Origin of the sequence: Nostoc sp. (assembly GCF_036917935.1) — a bacterium.
Classification (GTDB): domain Bacteria; phylum Cyanobacteriota; class Cyanobacteriia; order Cyanobacteriales; family Nostocaceae; genus Nostoc.
This window is the reverse complement of sequence record NZ_JBALEL010000068.1, coordinates 292,091-310,543: the sequence shown is the minus strand read 5'-3', so window position 1 is coordinate 310,543 and position 18,453 is coordinate 292,091. Positions and strand designations below refer to the sequence as shown.

Sequence of the window (18,453 nt, the reverse complement as noted above, 5' to 3'; positions counted from 1 at the left end):
GAATATTTAGAGCTAGAAGAAGCTGCTGATTATTCAACTTTTATGTTCACGGACTAATCTTGAGCCACTTGCTGAGGTTATGACTAACCGAGGTGAATATTTTTGGAATGATAATCAAAGAAAAAATCGTGAGCTTGATATTTGTCATCTTTTTTACGGACATGAAATTCAACCAGATAGCAAACTTTGTATATCAGGTATGAATGGCGAAACTAAAGAGACAATTACTGTTAGTATAGGAGCGCGTTACTTTCACCTTGATGATGATTTGGGAAGAGAATTAAATGAAAAATCTAGCAGTTTAAATGAATCTTCAATTTTAATAAAAGGTCTTAATTTTGGGATCAACTGGACTAATGGAGAGGAAACAGAAATTTTGAACTTTCCCTTATCAAATAATAATGGTTTAGATTTAGATTATATTCAGCAATTCCGTCGAGATGGTAAAAATCCAGCACCAAAAATACAATTTATAACATCATCTTCTCTAGGAACTGAGAAGATGATTGAACTATTTGATCAGATAGTACTAACGTCTGAGGAAAAACTTGTAGAGCAGGCACTACAGAGGATAGACTCTAAAATTCAACGGATTGCTCCAATTAGTTCTCAAAAATCAAGGTATTCCTTAGATTCGCGGGGTGGTTTCCGTGTGCTACTTTCTGACAGAAATCAGCCTGTACCAATTGGCAGTATGGGTGATGGTATTTGGCGGATATTAGGACTTGTACTGGCTATAGTATGTGCTAAAGATGGATACTTATTTGTTGATGAGATTGATACTGGACTCCATTTTACAGCTATGTCTGATATGTGGAAAATGATTTGGGAAACAGCCAAAAGATTAAATGTGCAAGTTTTCGCAACTACTCACAATAGTGATTGTTGGACAAGTTTAGCCAGTATTGCAGAGCAGCAAGATGCCACTGAGGATGGTATTAGAATTCACAGAATTGAAAAAGGTTTGGATTTTATATATGGAAGAATCTAAAGAGGATAAGGCGATATCTCTGATGCGCTACGCCTACGCACTTGTAACCGTAACATTTGAGATTTCCCTACAGGATTTATACAACAAGGTAAAGTTTGAGCTTGTTGAGTCGGAAGGGGAAAGTGTTGATGTTGAGGGATTGGGGTAAGGGTGCGTTAAATAACTTGCTATTCTGTAACCTTTTTAGAAGCTATATTTAAGTCATACAGGTTCTAAAATGAATAATACCTGTATTCAAAAAATTTCAGAAGTATCAAAAGCAAAATAAGATGGTTCACAAGATTGCCTTGTTCAATCACAAAGGTGGTGTCAGTAAGACCACAACGACTTTTAACTTAGGTTGGATGCTTGCTTCAAAGGGTAAGAGAGTTATCCTTGTAGATACTGATCCTCAATGTAATCTAACAGGAATAGCTCTAAAAGAAGAAACTGAAGATGATGAAGCAAGAATAGAAAACATTTACAATACACATTCAAATATAAAAACTGGCTTGGCTCCTGCTTTTGAGTCACAGCCACGGGCTATTAAAGCTGTAGATTGTATTCCGATAGAAGGACAAGAAGGTTTATTTTTATTACCTGGTCATGTAGGCTTTGCTGAATACGAAGTAACATTAGGTATCGCGCAGGAACTCAGTGGCTCAATTCAGACACTCAAAAACTTGCCAGGTGCTATTTCTGATCTTTTAGAAAAAACTGCTAATAAATTTAATGCTGACTATATTCTGATTGATATGAGTCCAAGTTTAGGAGCAATCAATCAGAACTTACTAATGACAAGTGACTTTTTCTTAGTGCCTACAAATGCTGATTTTATCTCTGTGATGGCAATTGATTCTCTGTCTAGAATTTTATCAAAGTGGTGTGCTTGGGCAAGGATAGCAAGTGCAAACCCTATATTAAAGGAAGCTGTTTATCCATTTCCAGAATTTACCTTGAAATTTTTAGGAACTATAGTTCAAAACTATAGAATTATTATGGACAAAGAAACAGTAGCCTTTCAAACATGGATAGAAAAAATAGAGAATACAGTTACTCATAAACTAGTACCAGTTCTAGAAAAAAATAATCTGTTATTACCAAAGCAAATCTATACCGAGCAGGATATAAATGATAGTTTTACCCTGACAAAAATTCCTTATTCTAACAGCTTAATTGCTCTATCACAGGGACACAGTACACCAGTTTATGCTCTAACATCTGAGCAATTAGACCAGAAAGGCGTAGTATTAGAAGCTAATCAAAGAAAGCAAAATGAATTTAGAGAAACTTTTTCTGACTTAGCAGATAAAATTATTGCACTATCATCCAGTTATGCAGTCAGCTCTTGACCAATTTCGCATTAGTATCCAGCGTGTTCGGGATCTGATTGCTCTTTATACTTCCGTTAAGGCTCAAGCTACTGCTGGTCTGGATCTTTCAGACATTTTACGAGCTGCCCTAGTTCTAACTGTTAGTGCCTTGGATTATTATATCCATGAGGTTGTCACATTGGGTATGTTGGAAATTCATCGAGGACAACGTGCTGAACCAGCATCTTCAGCCTTTTCCCGTTTTCAAGTTTCCTTGGGAAGCGCTCGTGAGGATAGAAGAATCGCCATAGATATCGCCTCTTGGATAGAGAGTGACATCCAGCAGGTTTATGGAGCTAACTTTTTACAGCAGTCTCATACTATTTCTGGTTTAATTCCAACTATATCAAATAGTATTTTGAACAGATTAAATAATACTTCATGGTTAGAAGATGAGATTAGAAAAGGTTTAAGTTATAAAAGCTTTCAGCAGCCTGATAGAATAGCTGATGCAATTAGGCAAATTTCGGATAAACAATTGTGGAATGAGGTTGCTAGTAAAATGAGTAAACCTCCTGAAGATATTAAGCAACAACTTACTTTAATTGTAGATCGCAGAAATAAAATTGCTCATGAAGCAGATATAAATCCCACCCTCAACATAGGTAATCGCTGGTATATCGACCAATCAATGGTTGGTGATACAGTTGATTTTATTGAGCAGGTTGTAGAGAGTATTCATCAAATTTTATAGCTTTAGGTAGATATTGTTAACTAATTGAGCAAGATAGGCAGGCAATCGTTGTGGAGAGATAAAGACTGTGATCGCACCCTCCCCTGCAAACATTAGATATAAATCACTATGGTACTAGTTAACCCTTCCTAAATCTGATGAAAAGCGATCGCTCACCTTGTACAAAGCATATAACAAGGTTCCCGCCTAGAGAGCATAAATATCATGAGTGATTAACCAACCTTTTTTCTCAAGTGCGGTTTTGACAACTCTATGAAAAGGATCTTTAGCAGACATAGGTTGAATTCCAATTTATAGTGGTACTTGATTTAAAATTTTCCATTTCAATAATAGAAAGCGATTCTCGCTTCTTTAATAATGAGCAAGAGTCATTCAAAAAATATCATTCACAGCGCCGAATGATCATCTATTTTTCTTATCTTCAATGCCCCATGCCCAATGCCCCATGCCCTAATTGCATACTTCTACACGATCAGAAGTATCCACACCAACCCAAAGAACTATCCCTAGCAGGTTAAACTAGGTCTGTTAACAGCTGCTCCACGTTCCTTATGAGGCTTTTATGGGAGCTAACCTCAAACAGATTGCCAACTATTTAGATAACCTTGGTTGGGACTACCGTTTTGATGATGAAGAAGACCGTATTATAACAGGTGTGGAGGCTGATAACCTAGAAGATTTTCTAATAGTTGTCCAGCTGGATGAAGAGGGAAAATTTTTCCGGGTATTTGCCCCGCAACTTCTGGCAGGAATCCAAGACCATCCTCACAAGGCAGCTATTCTACAGACAATGCTTGCCATTTCCTGGGAAACCAAAATGTTGCAATGGGAGTATGACCCATCCGATGGCGAAATCCGTGCCATTATTGAGTTTCCTTTAGAAGACTCGATTCTCACAGAAAGACAATTTCACCGTTGTCTGAGTGGGTTAATTCAGATTGTGGATGGCATCGCAATACCTCGTCTGAAAGAAGTGATGGCAACAGGTCTTGATCCGGGGAATATAGAAATTGGGGAAAGACTATTACTCAGTATCCAAGAAGAAGCTCCAGGATTGTTAGATTTACTGGAAAAAGCAATGGAAGCGCGAAAAAAACGAGGAAGTTTTCCTAGCGAGTGAGACGGATCATCACTTAAATAGCTATACTCCAAAGTGATACCCTCACTATATACTGAAATTTTCTGGGGCTGGATATTATGACATCCTATGCAACCTCCTCTGCCAAAGCGGAAATGAGTGAACTCCGGCGGTTGAAAGGCTTACTACCGCCAGAATTGCAAAGCTGGGTCACGGTTGAAGGCACAACTGAGGTCAATCCACCCCTGGTCCGCTGCGAAGAAATTGGTAAAGACCAGGTAGAAATTCAAATTGACTTGGTAAAATGGGATGCCCTCGCAATGGATCAGCGTAATCTGCTGTTCTGGCATGAAGTTGCCCGCGTTCAAAATGACACAATTCCCAAAGATGGTTGGGAAATGGCAGCACTCGCCATCGGTTTAGGTGGTGCTGTAGGCGAATTGTGGGTACAAGATGGATTGCTGCTGGTGTTAGCTTTGTCGCTTTGTGGCGTGTCAGGCTGGCGACTGTACCAAAAGAATAGTGGGGAAAAGCAACTAAAAGAATTGCTCAATGCTGATGAGAAAGCGATCGCTTTGGCAACTCGTTTCGGTTATAGCCTCCCCAATGCCTACAAGAGTCTCGGTAGCGCCTTAAAAACCCTGATTGATAATACTCCTAGTAAGCGCCAAAGGTCGAAATACGAAGCAAGACTCTCTGCCCTCAAACGCAGTGCTAATAAGGCAAAAGCTAAATCCAAAACTCCAGATGAGGGCGCACTGTAAAAACCAGAAATTAGGTTGGGTGGGTATTGCCCACCCCACACAATACCTAAATCAACGTGAGTTTGATGAACCTCTCCCTGTCTTGAACTTTAGTTCCAGTTTCTCTCTGACAGGGAGAGGGAAGGTTTTACTTAGTAAAAGCTCTTAGTGGTTTTTTGATTGAGCTAATTAGACTGCCTACTAAGGGGGCTTCTGCCTCCCTAATTAACAGCAGCAGCCCAATTACCATTTCACAAAATCTTACTTTTTTCTTGACTACATCTTTATCAAACTCAAATTTTACAACTGGTTCAGCATTTTATGCGTCTGGGGGATCACACGCACGTGCTTGACAAACCCCTTCATCAAAGCCTGCCACGTCAAAACTTGATCGCTAGAAGGCGCAAGCAACGGTATTGGGGAAAATTGTTCTGATACTGCCAAAGGCGTAACAGGTTGTAAAAATACTGAGATATCTGGACTAACCTCTGCCACCAACGAAGCTGAACGTTCCAACTCGGCGGGATCTGTGTTTTGAGACACAATTATCTTGACAAAAACATTTAAATATGAGTCATGACATAATTGGAGAAATTTAGCATGTTCTTGCCAATGACTTTCGCCGCTAACACTGGGCAATTTGAAATCCATACCTACAGAGTCTAAGTAGGGGAGAATCATTGCTAGTTGTTCTGGGCGATGTCCGCCAGTTTCTAAATATATAGGTAGACCAGTTATCGCTCGCACTTGGGGTAGAAACTGCGTTAGAAATGGGGCATGAAGAAGTGGTTCGCCTCCAGTTAAGCTAATGCTATCGTGTAGACAAGGTAGATTTTGTCGTTCCACCCATTCGATTAATATGGGTAATGGGACAGGGTTAGAGTGGATTTCAAAGTCGCGCAATCCAGGCGATCGCTCTATCCGACAAGTAGCAGGTGCATTCCAAGTGTGGGCACTATCACAAAAGTGACAGCGCAAATCACACAAAGCAAAACGAATAAATATTTGACGTGTCCCTACATTCAGTCCTTCCCCTTGAATGGCAGAAAAGACCTCAATCAGGCGTGCGGTAGGTGTAACCGTATTTTTAGCAATCATTTGATGAGAGCAACGCGATCGCGCTGCGTCGGCACAACAGCAAGGATGTTTTTTGGCTTCTTGTTCTATTGTGAATCGTCGCTAGCGATCTCCAATCTCAGCCCCGGTAAATAGAAATTAGTCCTGATTACTACTGATTCCGATATTAGGTTAAGTAATTGTGTAGGACAAAATAATGTTTGGCAGATTACATTATACATGGCAACGAAAGTGCAGAGCTTCATGACTAGCCAACCGACAGAGGTCGATTTTCCAGTTAATTCCCTAAACGACACGGCTATAGTGCAGGTGCCGACGCGGTTGAGCGTGCTGGAGGCTTTAGGCTTTAAGCAAACCTGCCAAGGCTTAATCCAGCCCAATTCACATCCCAAGCAAATCATCATTGACTTTCACCAAACTACTTTTATGGATAGTAGTGGTTTAGGTGCCCTGGTAAGTAATTTTAAATATGCTCAGGCAAGAGGGATTACACTAACACTGCGGAATGTAACACCTCAAGTAATGGCAGTCCTAAAACTCACAGGGTTAGATCAGGTTTTTCCCCTAGAACTTGTGGGCGATGGGTCGTTAATAGAACAAGATGACGTAGTAGATAATCGGAAGACAACTTCCCGTAAAGTAGAGCAGTTACCCACTACTCACCCTTCTGTGGCATCTTGGATGAAACGGTTCTTAGATATTATCGGGTCAGTGATTGGTTTATTAATTACAGGAGTTTTGTTTATTCCGATTGCGATCGCTATTCAAATTAATGATCCTGGGCCCATTTTCTTTAGTCAAACCCGTTGTGGCTGGATGGGGAAGCGGTTTGAGATTTGGAAATTCCGTTCCATGTGTGTGGATGCGGAAGCGAAAAAATCCCAAGTCAAAAACGAAGTGCAAGGTGCTTTTTTCAAGAATGAGAATGACCCCAGAATTATCAAGGTAGGGCGCTTTTTACGGCGAACTAGTCTTGATGAACTACCCCAATTTTGGAACGTCCTCAAAGGAGAGATGAGTCTAGTAGGTACTCGACCACCTACACCCGATGAAGTTGAACGCTATGAAGTACCAGAGTGGCAACGTTTAGATGTCAAACCCGGTATGACTGGCGAATGGCAAGTAAATGGACGTTCTACAGTTCGTAGTTTTGAAGATGTAATTCGTCTGGATTTGCAGTATCAAAAAAATTGGAGTTTAGTGTACGATTTAAAGCTAATTTTCAAAACTATAGCTATTCTGTTTAATAGAAACAGTGGTGCTGTTTAGCTAATTATCCTTATTCACAATTTTTTGAGAACTCGCAACTCTCACGATATTCTTAAATACACCCAAGCCCAAAATAGGCTTGGGTAAATTTTAGGTTTACTTACAGCACCACGCAAGTGTCAGTTTATTTTAAATTTTAGATTTTAGACTGATCCCATGATCCCACGGATGAATCCTCTTGATTAAAACAAAGATGTTTATGTATTTTTTATCCACTATTAAAATCAGGGTTTCAAACAAATTTTGGATTTTGAATCATTCAATCCAAAATCCAAAATTTAAAATCTAAAATTTGATAATCCTGTGTATGAGATTATCCCATCGCCTTCTGAACACTAACTACTTCAACAGGCTGCACTTCTGGCAACAAACGTTTCACGCCTTGCTTAACAAACCCCTGCAAAAAACCAATCTGCTGATTTTGCCCAAATACCTTTTGCAAAGTTTGCCGCAAATTCTCCAAATTCAAACCAGTCCCAGAATCTATGGCTATTTCCTGCTGTTGGAAATACTCAACTAGACTTAACCCCGCGACTCTAGTCAGATAAGCTGCACTTACTCCCTGCACTACGCCACCAGCAACAAAGGTAACGGCATTACTTTTCAGAACAGTACTAATCGCCTTTGTAGAAAGTTCAACTAAACCCAATTTCAGCATCAAACTTCCCATTGTTCCAGCTACGGTTTGCGCCTGTTCTAGGGAAAACTTTTGCTGATAGATGTTACCCAAATCCATGACCATTTGAGCATTAATTGCCGCAGTCGCCAGAATATCAAGGGCTGGTACTGGGTTAGCAAAGGCAGCAGCGGCAGCTATCCATTGATATTGTTCAATAATTGGGGTGGCGCGATCGCGTCTGGTTGCATTCAGCCAGTTTTTCGCCTCAGCTTTCAACAACCCAGCTTTCCTCATGGTAGTTACTAAAACCAGGCGTTGTCCTTGCTGTGCTAAAACTTCACCCAACTGCTGGGTCAACTGCTGGATATCTGCTGCTGGTTTTTCCATCCACTCTTGCACAGAACCATCAGCCTCATGCTTTCGGACTTTGATGGCAATAGGAGAGGCCGCAGTTGCTACTACATTTCCCTGCATTCGTTGTTTCAATGACAGCAAGATACTGGCGCTTTCATCGGCTAAATACTGATCTTGTTTGTTAAAAACCAGCATAGTAGGCTGATTTGCTGCCTTTAGCTGCTGTAAGGTTTGAAATTCTGAGTCTGTCAAATCACTGTTTGTTAGCAATAGAACAAAATCAGATTTTGCTACTTCTGCCAAAATAGCCGCATCTGAATTTTCACCTATTTCTCTAAACAAAGGTGCTGTCTCTTGTAGAGACACGAAATTTTCTGTCTCTAGATTTTGCTCTAGCACTTGAATTAAAGTGCTTTTCCCCACGGATTTACCGCCAGTCACAGCTACTTTAATTTGTTGTCTGTCTAATTCCAGCAACAATTGGGCAACTTGTTCTCTGAGTGTCTCTAAGGCAGGATGGTTTTCTGCTTCTTGTGCTAGTTGGTTAATTACAGTTTCAGTTTTAGCGATCGCACTTTCCACAGTCGCCCGATCCACGAGCATAGCATTTAGCTGCTCTAAACTGTCTTTCGGGCGATTTCGCTGGAATAACCACAAACCACCGCCTACAGCTAAGGCACTCAACAAACCAAACTCACCCACCTGCACTATAGAATCGTGCCAACTGTTCAACATCCACAGAGAAAAGGAAAGTCCCAATCCTCCCACTAAAATTGGTCGCTGCAACTTCACAACCATGATTCTCCGCGCCTTTTAGATGGCTATTTCTTCCAGAATAGATCAAAATAAAACAAAACCCTGCAATCTTTAACTGATTGTAGGGTTTTGTTTTATCTTTTATTTGGTGGCGGGAAGTGGATTTGAACCACTGACCTTCGGGTTATGAGCCCGACGAGCTACCAGGCTGCTCTATCCCGCGTCGCTCTTGACTTTTTTATCATAACCCATAGTCAAGAGTTTGGCAACTACAAAAATGATAATTCTCCAATTACTTCTAAACGCTTGTATTTTCCCAAGGTGACAAACTTTTCTGAGAGGCTTTCGGCGGCGCTGGGACTAATCCACCCCATTTGCTGGAGTAAGTGAATAGCAACAGCATATTTTGCCCGTTTTGCTCCATCCATGACTTTGATTGCCAATCCCAAGCCTTCACCGAGTCTACCAATGCACTGCACTCCTTCAGCACCAGTTTTACTGACCAGTTCCCCTGGAGTTAAGCGCATCAGTTCGGTATCAAATTCTCCATCTCCTGCGACCATAGCCGGGTGATGAGTCATAGCCCGAACGATGCGCTCCATATCCAAGTTGGTACTAGAGGCCAACAGTGCATACAAAGATGCCATGTGACCGAGTTGCATCAGATAAGTTGGTGCGCCACAGTCATCATGAGCGCTGATAAACTCCGCTGCTGGCATTCGCAGCAACTCTGCTACTTTGCCCAAAATCAACTGCTGTATTGGGTGCTTGCGATCCAAGTAGTTATTCAAGGGCCAATGGCGTTGCTGACAAACAGCTAACATTCCCGCATGTTTTCCAGAGCAATTGTATTCCAGAGGGCTGCGTTTGCCTTCAGGAATTGGACACTGGAGTATAGTCGGGTCAAGATCGGCCCGCCAAAGGATATTAAATACCTGCCGGACTTGCTCTGTTCTTCCTTTGTGGGAACTTGTGATAATTGCTAAGTCGCGATCGCTGAGTTGATAGCGTTCGAGTGTACCTGTTGTGGTGACAGCGAGTGCCTGAAATGGTTTGAGCGCTGAACGGATAAATGCAGCAGTTTCAGAATTTCCGGCAACGGTTAGAACCCGTCCTCGTTCGTCGCAGACAACAGCTTGGACTATATGCCTGGATTCAATAATACCTTCCCGCAGCAACCGGACTTCCAGTGCTGTGGCTTGAGTTCGTTTTCCCATTGTCATGGGTTTATATTTATCACCTTTTTTAATTAATTAGTCATTGGTCATTAGTCATTAGTCCTTAGCTAATGACTAATGACAAATAACTCTTTAAAACAAATGCCAAACTATAGTACCAGTAACGTACATTCCCGCCAAGCCAGCGAAGGTAAATTGTAACCGCCGCAGAATGGGTTTGATTTCGTATGCAACAATTAAGCGATCGCGGTTAAGAACTTCCTGTGGCTTTGTCCAAGTTTGGCCGTCGTACCAGCCTGACTCTTCATAAAATACTGTGGGACTGCAAAGGCGATCGCACACGTAGAACCAGCCTAAGTACAACCTTACCAGTATCAGCACTAACCCGACACTCGCTGCTGCTGCACCACAGAGAATAAAATGTGCAATATACTTATGAGGGGGAAAACTTGCCGCAGCTATCGGCCCTGCGAAGAGCCAAGATAAACCCCAAATCCAAACAAGTTTCGTGATATACCCGCGCAAATCTAAAGTAGTATCACGAAACAGCCAGGAAGTTTTTAACTCTTGGTATTCATTCAGCGGTTGTTGGTCTGTAGGAACTGGGCAATTAGAAACCGAAGACCTAATCATGTTGGCTTACCCTCACCCTCATCAGATTCTGGAAGGGAAATACGTTCTGCATGAATCCAGAACGCTTCTAAATTATAAAACTCGCGTTCCTTGGGCATCATGATGTGAACGATCACATCACCGTAGTCTTGTAGTACCCAACTCCCCTCGACTTTTCCTTCTGTCCTTAAGGGACGGCGTTGCAACTCAGTTTCGACTTTTCCTTCAATTGCTTGAGCGATCGCCCTGACCTGTACTCTAGAATAGCCAGTCATCATCACAAAGTAATCAGCCAGGTAAGATACCTCTGCTACTTTGAGCAATAAAATCTCACCCGCTTTGCGGTCTGATGCTGCAACAGCGATCGTTGCAGCTAATTTTTCGCTCGCCTCTTCGGTTTGTCCGTGGCTTATTACCGCACTCTTCGTCAGTGGGACAGATTGCAATGGGAAATTTCCTTGGAAATAATCAGTCATTAAACCTCAGGTGCTTTCTTCCTTTTGAAACAATTGTTGACATTTACTTACAAACAACAAACAATTGATCTGACAAATGTGTCAATAGGTTTTTTTGAATACTAACAAAAAAACAGGTGTCTATGGGCATAGTTTGATAATTGGCTGTTTATATTTCGACATCCGCAACTGCTGATTCCTGATGGTTATTGTGCAGCGATAAATCAATCAATAGCTTTCTAGTAAGAATTGACAGCGAAAATAATCGCAGATTCATCAAACAGCATAATATGTAATGTAAAGCTAGTAATTCGCAGGTAACGCCACATCTAGGTTTTGGACTGTCTACGAAAAACTACGATACAACACAGCAGACTCATGACTGATCTACCAAACGTGCGAACAAAATATGCGTGTCAATTAGGTATTATGAGATACTAGAGCATCCCGACTGTATGGGTAAAAAATTCCTGTGCCCACGGATTGAATGAAGTGAAGCCGTGGGATTTTTAGTTCAACAATGCACCTGAAAACCTGCTTGTTTATTGCTGTATGTTTCCTACTAATAGAATTAGCTACCCTCAAAATCTCCTGCTACTTACATTTGAGGGCATAATTGCAATTTCTACAGATGCAATCTAACTTTGCTGCGGAGATTAAACTTCTTGTTTGGTGACTATGCCTCTAGACTGAATTGCTCTACGTTCTGCTGTCAATGAGTAACACAAGGACTCATACTGATTTAAAGCTTGCTCAAAAGCATATTGCTCAACGGCATATTGGCGACTTTTGTAACCCAGAGTTTTGACTTTTTCGGGGTTTTGGTACAAATCTAAAATTGCCATCGCTAAAGCTTGGGGATCTTCTGGAGGAACGATAACTCCGCCGCCACTTTGCCTGATGGCTCTTGCTGCGGTACCATTGTCAGGGACAGAGGCAACTAAGGCCCCTCCACTAGCAAGTAGAACTTGAATTTTTGACGGCATATTGAAGGATACAACATTTTTCTTTTGCACCACTAAACCCACATCCGCAGCTGCCAACATTTGTGGCAAATCTTTGCGGGGTTGAAATGGCAGTAGCAACACATTATCTGCGCCGCAGTCTAGACATTCCTGTTGCAATCGCTGTAAACCTTTTGCCTCTCCAACGATCACAAAGACAATATCTGGGATATGGCGCAACACTGAAGCAGCTTTGACGACGCTTTCTAAGCCTTGGGTTAGGGCAATGTTACCAGAATAAAGTACTACAAATTTGCCATTCAGATTATGTGCTGCGCGGAAAGGGTTATTTTCTTTAGGCAAAGGGCGGATAAAATTTACATCAACCCAGTTGGGAATTTGGACAATTTTGTCAGCTTCTACGCCCTTAGATCGCAAATTCTCTACAAACCCATCAGCGATGACGCTAATTTTACTAGCACTGCGGTAGGCAAATTTTTCCAATAATGTAAACAACTGGATGAGTAATTTATTTTTCAGCAGACCAACGTGGACGGCTGCTTCTGGTAATATATCTTGTAGATTTAAGATTACAGGACAAGCACGTAACCATCCTAAAAGAGCAACTGGTACACAGCTTGGCAAGGATGGCGATGTTGAGAGGATCACATCTGGACGCCAACCGATGAGGGCGGGTACAAAACTAGTGACGACGAAACTAGCATCTAGTAACACCCGATCTAATAGGTTGGGTTGTGGACGAATCCAAACGTAACTGCGTTGAATTTGAACGCCATTTTTGTATTCGTTGAGATACCACTTGCCCCGATATTCCTGGTAAATTTGCCGCTCAGGGTAGTTGGGCATAGCAGTGACTACGCGCACTTCATGCCCACGTTTCACTAGTCCCTCTGCTAATTCAGTCATCAGTGGGGCAATACCAATTGGCTCTGGATAGTAGTTGTAGGAGTAAATTAAAATCCGCATAAAAATTTAGTCCGAAGTACCCCGGTTTTTTATTTAATGACAAATATTTGTCTGAAACATCATTTGGAGCTTGGAAACTCCTATATTTCAATTGTGACTCCAGACTCTTTCTCTGTCAGGGATTTTCCTTAAAGATTGAGTAAACTTTGATATAAAATACTTAGGGAAACTGTGAAATTTTTTTACTATTTAAGCAGCCTTAATATTGTTCGTTTTTGATTGGTACTTACGTAGAAACCCTAAGTAGATTAGGGTTTGCCAACCCTTAAGACCAAATTGGGATAGTTAGTATTAATTCTCCCTATCAGTTACGGGCATAACCCATTTTCCGAAAATTTGAATATTAATAAGACTTTTTTCTGATACTAGTCATTCAATGAGCGATCGCCCTTGTATTTTCTCTTTTTTTGCTGGCTCAGGTTTCCTCGATTTAGGTTTTGAAACCAGTGGTTTTAATATTGTTTATGTCAATGAAATCTTCGCCCCATTCATCGCCGCCTATCGCCATTCACGGGAAGTTCTGAAAATGCGATCGCCTGAATATGGATATCATCATGGTGAAGCAGCAGATGTAACAAAACTTATTGTCGGGAAAGAAGCACAACACCTTCAAGAATTAGTCAAAGACTGCCGCAAATCTCATAATATAATTGGTTTCATTGGTGGCCCTCCCTGTCCTGATTTTTCTATTGGTGGAAAAAATAGAGGGCGTTTAGGAGATAATGGCAAGCTTTCCGCTTTTTACGTTGAATTAATTTGCCACAATCTTCCAGATTTCTTTTTATTTGAGAACGTTAAGGGGTTGTGGAGAACGACAAAGCACCGTTTATTTTTTGAATCGCTCAAGCAACAATTACAAGAAGCAGGTTATATATTAACAGAGCGGTTAATTAATGCTATTGAATATGGTGTACCACAAGATAGAGAAAGAATTATTCTAATTGGTTTCCACAATAATTTTATTAAGGATATAGGAATAAAATTCGGTACTGAAAAGTTACTAACTGAGAGGTATTTACCTTGGAAAAATTATATTTTATATCCTCAAGAAAAAGTTTTTACTTACCCCTGGTGTCAGTGTGAACCATTCAAAGAAAATTCTCTAATACCTTGTCCTGATGGCATACCCGAAGAACTAACAGTTGAATACTGGTTTAGAAAAAATAGTGTTCTGGAGCATCCCAATGCTGAACACTATTTTCAACCAAGGGCTGGGATCACAAAATTTGCTGCTGTTCAGGAAGGAGATAATTCCAGGAAGTCTTTCAAACGTCTGCATAGATGGCGTTACTCTCCAACAGCTTGCTATGGAAATAATGAAGTACATTTACATCCTTATAAAGTTCGGCGAATTTCTGTAGCAGAAGCTTTAGCTATTCAATCTTTGCCTGCAAACTTTGTACTTCCAGAGAATATGTCTCTCACGAATATGTTTAAGACTATTGGTAACGGTGTACCATATTTGGCATCAAAGGCGTTAGCTCAAACTATTCTTAACTTCTTAAAAAGTGGTGTGAAAAACACTGTTGATATTCCTAGCATTACTACCACTTCACGTCAACTTAAATACCTACAGTAGTTCCGGGATATCTGTAAAGCCGATATTCAAGACAAGTCAGCAGCTTGTTTTCAGGATAAACTCGTAATAAATGTGGTTTAATATATATATAAGAAATGTTTTAATTTTTTATAAAGTTTAATAATCAATCACTGGCAGAAGACACGATGGCAGCAGACTATCCAAACATTGATATTGCGCCATTTATCGATCACTCCCTGTTAACGTCAACGGCTACTCCAGAGCAGGTTGAGCAATGGTGTGAAGAAGCATATAGATTCAACTTTGCAGCAGTTTGTCTGTTCCCCGCTCATGTCAAGCAAGCAGTAGAACTCCTCCACGGTAAAAACCCCAAAGTCTGTACGGTGATTGGCTTTCCTTCTGGTGCAACGACTTCAGCCGTGAAACTGTATGAAGCTCAAGAGGCGGCGGATAGTGGGGCCACTGAGTTGGATGTGGTGATGAACTTGGGCTGGTTAAAAGCTGGTAAAACTGAAGAAGTCCACCGGGAGATTGCCGAAATTTGTGAAGAGACTGGGCAAACAGTCAAGGTAATTTTGGAAACTAACCTGTTGACAGATGCGGAGAAAAAAATAGCTGCTGAAATAGCTATGGAGGCGGGAGCAGCATTCTTAAAAACTAGTACAGGTTGGAATGGTGGTGCAACAGTGGCAGATGTGCGACTTTTGCAGGAATTGGCAAAAGAAAGGGTGGGAATTAAAGCTTCAGGTGGTATCCACACTATCAATCAAGCCCTAGACTTAATCGTAGCAGGTGCTACTAGATTAGGCACATCTCGCGGTATGGATTTGCTCCGCCAGCGCGATAACCTGGGAAAGGGTGAATAGTCATTTGTTTCTCGTCCTACCCCTGCGGGAAACCGGGGGCGCGTCTATGTCATTTGTCCTAACCTAATGACTAATGACCAATAACTAATGACTAATGACTAATGACTAATGAGTAGAACCTACAAAGCAACTGGTATTAATCTTAAAACCCAGGTGCTGGGAGAATCGGATAAAATAGTGACGATTTTGACACGTGAATTCGGTCTGATTCGAGCAGTAGCTCCAGGGGCACGTAAACATAACTCCAGCTTGGGCGGTAGGAGTGGGATGTTCGTTGTGAATGAACTATTGATTGCCAAAGGGCGATCGCTTGATAAAATTACTCAAGCACAGACGTTAAAAACTTATCCTGGTTTAGCTAAAGATTTGGGAAAATTGGCTGCCAGTCAATATTTAGCAGAAATAGTTCTGTGTGAAGCTTTGAGCGAACAACCCCAAGAAGAACTATATGATTTGTTCAATGAACATCTCCATCGCTTAGAGGCGGTGTCTAGTGCAAATCCATCTGGTGTTTTGGCTCATCTGGCTCATGGTGTATTTCACCTTTTAGCCTTAGCAGGACTGACGCCACAAGTGCAAATCTGTTGCCTATCTGGGCGCCCCCTCAAGCCAGACTTTTCAGACCCCAACTGGCAGGTAGGATTTAGTATACCTGCGGGTGGAACCGTTTCTTTAGAAGCTAGGGAACGTTTACGAAGAGAGGGGGACAGGGAGATGAGGGAGATGAGGAGAGACCAATACCCAATACCCAATGCCCAAACAGTTGTTGTGCATCGGCAAGACATACCTGTGATTTCTAGTCGTTTGGGTGCTATGGAACTAGCTTTGCTTCAACATCTGTCACAACCAGAGATAATGCAAATTGATGGTGCTAGAGATCATGACTGGTTATCTGTTGAGCAGATTTTGCGCCAGTATGCTCAGTATCAATTAGGTCGCCCTATTCGCTCTGCTACCTTGATCGACTCTTATTTTGCTGCCAACCATGATGCAACCGTCTGATTTGGATAAGAAAATCCTGCCTTTGTCACCAAGCCTCGCCAAAAAACAGAATAGGGTATCAGATCCTACAGTCAAGAATCACTTGAGTGGCGTTCCCAAGTGTACACCTAGTCAAATAAATGGCCAAGAAATCTCCCCAAAGGACGTTTCTAAAAACGATCAAAATTGGACAGCGGAGATTCCAAAAAGTGATGTACCAAGCCAATCGGAAACACAATCTGAGGACAAATTAACCGTTGCTGAGGTAGATAGCAATGGCACTCGCAACGGGCAGAATTTGCCAGTAGCCACTATCCCAGAAAAAGAACCACCGAAATTAGATGGATCTGGTTCAGGCGGGGAAGCTATCGCAGGGAATGTAAAACAGCAAGGATTTTTACCTGTATTAAAAAACCCTAATTTCTTGGCTCTTTGGGGCGGTCAAGTTTTCTCCCAATTAGCAGATAAAGTTTATTTGGTGCTGATGATTGCTTTGATTAATACTCAGTTTCAAGGAAGCAATCAGAGTATTAGTGGTTGGGTATCAGTCTTGATGATGGCTTTTACTATTCCAGCCGTATTGTTTGGTTCCGTTGCTGGTGTGTTTGTCGATCGCTGGTCGAAAAAGGCTGTGCTGGTGGCCACGAATATTTGGCGCGGCATCCTGGTTTTGTCAATTCCCTTCTTGCTGTGGTTGACTCATGACTGGAAACCCATAGGAGTGCTGCCAGTGGGTTTTTTGATCATTCTGGGTGTGACTTTTTTAGTTTCCACGCTGACGCAGTTTTTTGCACCGGCGGAACAGGCGGCAATTCCCTTAATGGTAGAAGAACAGGATTTACTCTCGGCAAATTCGCTTTATACGACAACGATGATGGCATCGGTAATTATTGGGTTTGCCGTTGGGGAACCGTTGTTAGCGATCGCCGATGGACTTTGGCTGCAAATTGGTGGTAGTGGTAGTTTGGGTAAGGAACTTTTGGTAGGTGGCAGTTATGCGATCGCTGGACTAATTTTGTTCCTCCTGACAACTAACGAAAAACACCACCACCCCGATACAGAATTCCCTCACGTATTCTCTGACTTGCGGGATGGTTTTGCCTATCTCAAAGCAAATCATCGTGTCCGCAATGCTTTGCTTCAACTGATTATCTTGTTTTCTGTCTTTGCAGCATTAACTGTTCTAGCCGTTCGCATGGCAGAAATAATTCCCAATATGAAAGCCTCCCAGTTCGGCTTTTTACTAGCAGCTGGCGGTGTTGGCATTGCGGCTGGAGCAACAATTCTCGGTCAATTTGGTCAACGCTTCTCCTATACTCAGTTAAGTCTGTACGGTTGTATGGGTATGGCAGCATCGCTGATTGGTCTGTCAATATTTACAACTCAACTGTGGCTAGTCTTGTTACTGGTGGCGCTATTAGGTATCTTTGGGGCACTAGTGGGAATTCCCATGCAAACCGCAATCCAAACAGAAACGCCTCCAGAAATGCGTGGTAAAGTTTTTGGCTTGCAGAACAATGTAATTAATATTGCCCTCTCCTTACCTTTGGCATTAGCTGGTGTCGCAGAAACCTTTCTGGGATTACAGGTAGTTTTTTTGGGATTAGCTGCGATCGTCTTTTCAGGAGGTATATTAACCTGGTATAACTCACACAAGTAGTTATCAGCTAACAGGAGTTGTTATTCATTACCTTGACGTAATTAATAATTTACTTAAAGCTTTTGTGTTCATGGTAAACTGTCTCCAGTGAAAATTTATCACATACTTGCCGGATATGAATCTGACTTTAGTCAGAATAAGTTGTTTAAATATCAGAAATTAACAACTTATAAGTAGAATAAATAAAGCCATAAATCCACTGGTTTAATCAGCTTAAAACAAGCTTTCTAAACTAGGAGAAAGTTGTGGAAAATTTTAATAAATAAAAAAACCAGCAAGTATAGCTAGATAAAATAA

18 protein-coding genes and 1 tRNA gene are annotated in these 18,453 nt (G+C 41.5%); 11 read left to right on the top strand and 8 right to left on the bottom strand.

Annotated features, from left to right (window positions below; genetic code table 11):
- Window positions 1–79 precede the first annotated feature (79 nt).
- From V7K62_RS31025 to V7K62_RS31010, 4 genes are all read left to right on the top strand, one after another.
- A complete protein-coding gene (locus tag V7K62_RS31025) occupies window positions 80–991 on the top strand; it encodes an AAA family ATPase (RefSeq protein WP_334870992.1) in 912 nt (303 codons plus the stop codon).
- Window positions 978–1,139, top strand: coding sequence for a hypothetical protein (locus V7K62_RS31020; RefSeq protein WP_334870990.1), 162 nt, complete (start codon window positions 978–980; stop codon window positions 1,137–1,139). The genes V7K62_RS31025 and V7K62_RS31020 overlap by 14 nt, the downstream gene beginning before the upstream one ends.
- A gap of 121 nt (window positions 1,140–1,260) precedes the next feature.
- Entirely contained in the window at window positions 1,261–2,322 is a 1,062-nt protein-coding gene (locus V7K62_RS31015; RefSeq protein ID WP_334870988.1) for a ParA family protein, read from the top strand.
- On the top strand, window positions 2,306–3,037 hold the full coding sequence (locus V7K62_RS31010) for a HEPN domain-containing protein (protein WP_334870985.1): 732 nt from the start codon (window positions 2,306–2,308) through the stop codon (window positions 3,035–3,037). The genes V7K62_RS31015 and V7K62_RS31010 overlap by 17 nt, the downstream gene beginning before the upstream one ends.
- Before the next feature lie 186 nt (window positions 3,038–3,223).
- Here V7K62_RS31010 and V7K62_RS31705 read toward each other — a convergent pair whose 3' ends face one another.
- On the bottom strand, window positions 3,224–3,313 hold the full coding sequence (locus V7K62_RS31705; RefSeq protein ID WP_442937356.1) for an element excision factor XisH family protein: 90 nt from the start codon (window positions 3,311–3,313) through the stop codon (window positions 3,224–3,226).
- A 286-nt stretch (window positions 3,314–3,599) separates the two neighbouring features.
- Between V7K62_RS31705 and V7K62_RS31005 the strand changes: the two genes are divergently transcribed.
- Window positions 3,600–4,157 (top strand): hypothetical protein, encoded by a 558-nt coding sequence (locus V7K62_RS31005; RefSeq protein WP_334870983.1) that lies wholly within the window; start codon window positions 3,600–3,602, stop codon window positions 4,155–4,157.
- Between the two features lie 77 nt (window positions 4,158–4,234).
- The gene (locus V7K62_RS31000; RefSeq protein ID WP_292718449.1) at window positions 4,235–4,879 is read left to right on the top strand and encodes a DUF3318 domain-containing protein; all 645 of its coding nucleotides are present in this window, start codon (window positions 4,235–4,237) and stop codon (window positions 4,877–4,879) included.
- A 279-nt stretch (window positions 4,880–5,158) separates the two neighbouring features.
- Here V7K62_RS31000 and V7K62_RS30995 read toward each other — a convergent pair whose 3' ends face one another.
- Window positions 5,159–5,956 (bottom strand): 7-carboxy-7-deazaguanine synthase QueE, encoded by a 798-nt coding sequence (locus tag V7K62_RS30995; RefSeq protein WP_334870982.1) that lies wholly within the window; start codon window positions 5,954–5,956, stop codon window positions 5,159–5,161.
- 198 nt (window positions 5,957–6,154) lie between these two features.
- Between V7K62_RS30995 and V7K62_RS30990 the strand changes: the two genes are divergently transcribed.
- Window positions 6,155–7,204 (top strand): anti-sigma factor antagonist, encoded by a 1,050-nt coding sequence (locus V7K62_RS30990; RefSeq protein ID WP_334870980.1) that lies wholly within the window; start codon window positions 6,155–6,157, stop codon window positions 7,202–7,204.
- A 313-nt stretch (window positions 7,205–7,517) separates the two neighbouring features.
- Here the strand turns inward: V7K62_RS30990 and V7K62_RS30985 are convergent, their stop codons facing one another.
- The 6 genes from V7K62_RS30985 to V7K62_RS30960 all read right to left on the bottom strand — a co-directional run bounded on the left by V7K62_RS30985 (window position 7,518) and on the right by V7K62_RS30960 (window position 13,109).
- Window positions 7,518–8,975: a YcjF family protein gene (locus tag V7K62_RS30985; RefSeq protein WP_334870979.1), complete on the bottom strand. Its 1,458-nt coding sequence runs from the start codon at window positions 8,973–8,975 to the stop codon at window positions 7,518–7,520.
- 104 nt (window positions 8,976–9,079) lie between these two features.
- Window positions 9,080–9,156, bottom strand: a tRNA-Met gene (locus V7K62_RS30980).
- A gap of 46 nt (window positions 9,157–9,202) precedes the next feature.
- Window positions 9,203–10,156, bottom strand: a complete 954-nt coding sequence (locus V7K62_RS30975; RefSeq protein WP_334870978.1) for an asparaginase — start codon at window positions 10,154–10,156, stop codon at window positions 9,203–9,205.
- Between the two features lie 87 nt (window positions 10,157–10,243).
- A complete protein-coding gene (locus V7K62_RS30970) occupies window positions 10,244–10,744 on the bottom strand; it encodes a CGLD27 family protein (RefSeq protein ID WP_334870976.1) in 501 nt (166 codons plus the stop codon).
- Window positions 10,741–11,199, bottom strand: a complete 459-nt coding sequence (gene rsfS, locus V7K62_RS30965) for a ribosome silencing factor (RefSeq protein ID WP_292818512.1) — start codon at window positions 11,197–11,199, stop codon at window positions 10,741–10,743. Before rsfS ends, V7K62_RS30970 begins: the two co-directional genes overlap by 4 nt.
- Before the next feature lie 635 nt (window positions 11,200–11,834).
- Window positions 11,835–13,109, bottom strand: a complete 1,275-nt coding sequence (locus tag V7K62_RS30960; protein WP_334870973.1) for a glycosyltransferase family 4 protein — start codon at window positions 13,107–13,109, stop codon at window positions 11,835–11,837.
- Between the two features lie 376 nt (window positions 13,110–13,485).
- Between V7K62_RS30960 and V7K62_RS30955 the strand changes: the two genes are divergently transcribed.
- From V7K62_RS30955 to V7K62_RS30940, 4 genes are all read left to right on the top strand, one after another.
- Complete coding sequence (locus tag V7K62_RS30955; protein WP_334870971.1) at window positions 13,486–14,688, top strand: DNA cytosine methyltransferase; 1,203 nt, start codon at window positions 13,486–13,488, stop codon at window positions 14,686–14,688.
- A gap of 146 nt (window positions 14,689–14,834) precedes the next feature.
- Window positions 14,835–15,515, top strand: coding sequence for a deoxyribose-phosphate aldolase (gene deoC, locus V7K62_RS30950; protein WP_334870969.1), 681 nt, complete (start codon window positions 14,835–14,837; stop codon window positions 15,513–15,515).
- Between the two features lie 108 nt (window positions 15,516–15,623).
- Window positions 15,624–16,517 carry a DNA repair protein RecO gene (gene recO / locus V7K62_RS30945; RefSeq protein WP_334870967.1) on the top strand — a complete coding sequence of 298 codons (894 nt, stop codon included), beginning with the start codon at window positions 15,624–15,626 and terminating at the stop codon, window positions 16,515–16,517.
- Entirely contained in the window at window positions 16,504–18,156 is a 1,653-nt protein-coding gene (locus V7K62_RS30940; protein ID WP_334871151.1) for an MFS transporter, read from the top strand. The genes recO and V7K62_RS30940 overlap by 14 nt, the downstream gene beginning before the upstream one ends.
- Window positions 18,157–18,453 lie beyond the last annotated feature (297 nt).

Bases quoted from the DNA above. Each gene is read 5' to 3' on its own strand.
- V7K62_RS31025 (WP_334870992.1), top strand. From the start codon at position 80: ATGACTAACCGAGGTGAATATTTTTGGAATGATAATCAAAGAAAAAAT.
- V7K62_RS31020 (WP_334870990.1), top strand. From the start codon at position 978: ATGGAAGAATCTAAAGAGGATAAGGCGATATCTCTGATGCGCTACGCC.
- V7K62_RS31015 (WP_334870988.1), top strand. From the start codon at position 1,261: ATGGTTCACAAGATTGCCTTGTTCAATCACAAAGGTGGTGTCAGTAAG.
- V7K62_RS31010 (WP_334870985.1), top strand. From the start codon at position 2,306: ATGCAGTCAGCTCTTGACCAATTTCGCATTAGTATCCAGCGTGTTCGG.
- V7K62_RS31705 (WP_442937356.1), bottom strand. From the start codon at position 3,313: ATGTCTGCTAAAGATCCTTTTCATAGAGTTGTCAAAACCGCACTTGAG.
- V7K62_RS31005 (WP_334870983.1), top strand. From the start codon at position 3,600: ATGGGAGCTAACCTCAAACAGATTGCCAACTATTTAGATAACCTTGGT.
- V7K62_RS31000 (WP_292718449.1), top strand. From the start codon at position 4,235: ATGACATCCTATGCAACCTCCTCTGCCAAAGCGGAAATGAGTGAACTC.
- V7K62_RS30995 (WP_334870982.1), bottom strand. From the start codon at position 5,956: ATGATTGCTAAAAATACGGTTACACCTACCGCACGCCTGATTGAGGTC.
- V7K62_RS30990 (WP_334870980.1), top strand. From the start codon at position 6,155: ATGGCAACGAAAGTGCAGAGCTTCATGACTAGCCAACCGACAGAGGTC.
- V7K62_RS30985 (WP_334870979.1), bottom strand. From the start codon at position 8,975: ATGGTTGTGAAGTTGCAGCGACCAATTTTAGTGGGAGGATTGGGACTT.
- V7K62_RS30975 (WP_334870978.1), bottom strand. From the start codon at position 10,156: ATGACAATGGGAAAACGAACTCAAGCCACAGCACTGGAAGTCCGGTTG.
- V7K62_RS30970 (WP_334870976.1), bottom strand. From the start codon at position 10,744: ATGATTAGGTCTTCGGTTTCTAATTGCCCAGTTCCTACAGACCAACAA.
- rsfS (WP_292818512.1), bottom strand. From the start codon at position 11,199: ATGACTGATTATTTCCAAGGAAATTTCCCATTGCAATCTGTCCCACTG.
- V7K62_RS30960 (WP_334870973.1), bottom strand. From the start codon at position 13,109: ATGCGGATTTTAATTTACTCCTACAACTACTATCCAGAGCCAATTGGT.
- V7K62_RS30955 (WP_334870971.1), top strand. From the start codon at position 13,486: ATGAGCGATCGCCCTTGTATTTTCTCTTTTTTTGCTGGCTCAGGTTTC.
- deoC (WP_334870969.1), top strand. From the start codon at position 14,835: ATGGCAGCAGACTATCCAAACATTGATATTGCGCCATTTATCGATCAC.
- recO (WP_334870967.1), top strand. From the start codon at position 15,624: ATGAGTAGAACCTACAAAGCAACTGGTATTAATCTTAAAACCCAGGTG.
- V7K62_RS30940 (WP_334871151.1), top strand. From the start codon at position 16,504: ATGCAACCGTCTGATTTGGATAAGAAAATCCTGCCTTTGTCACCAAGC.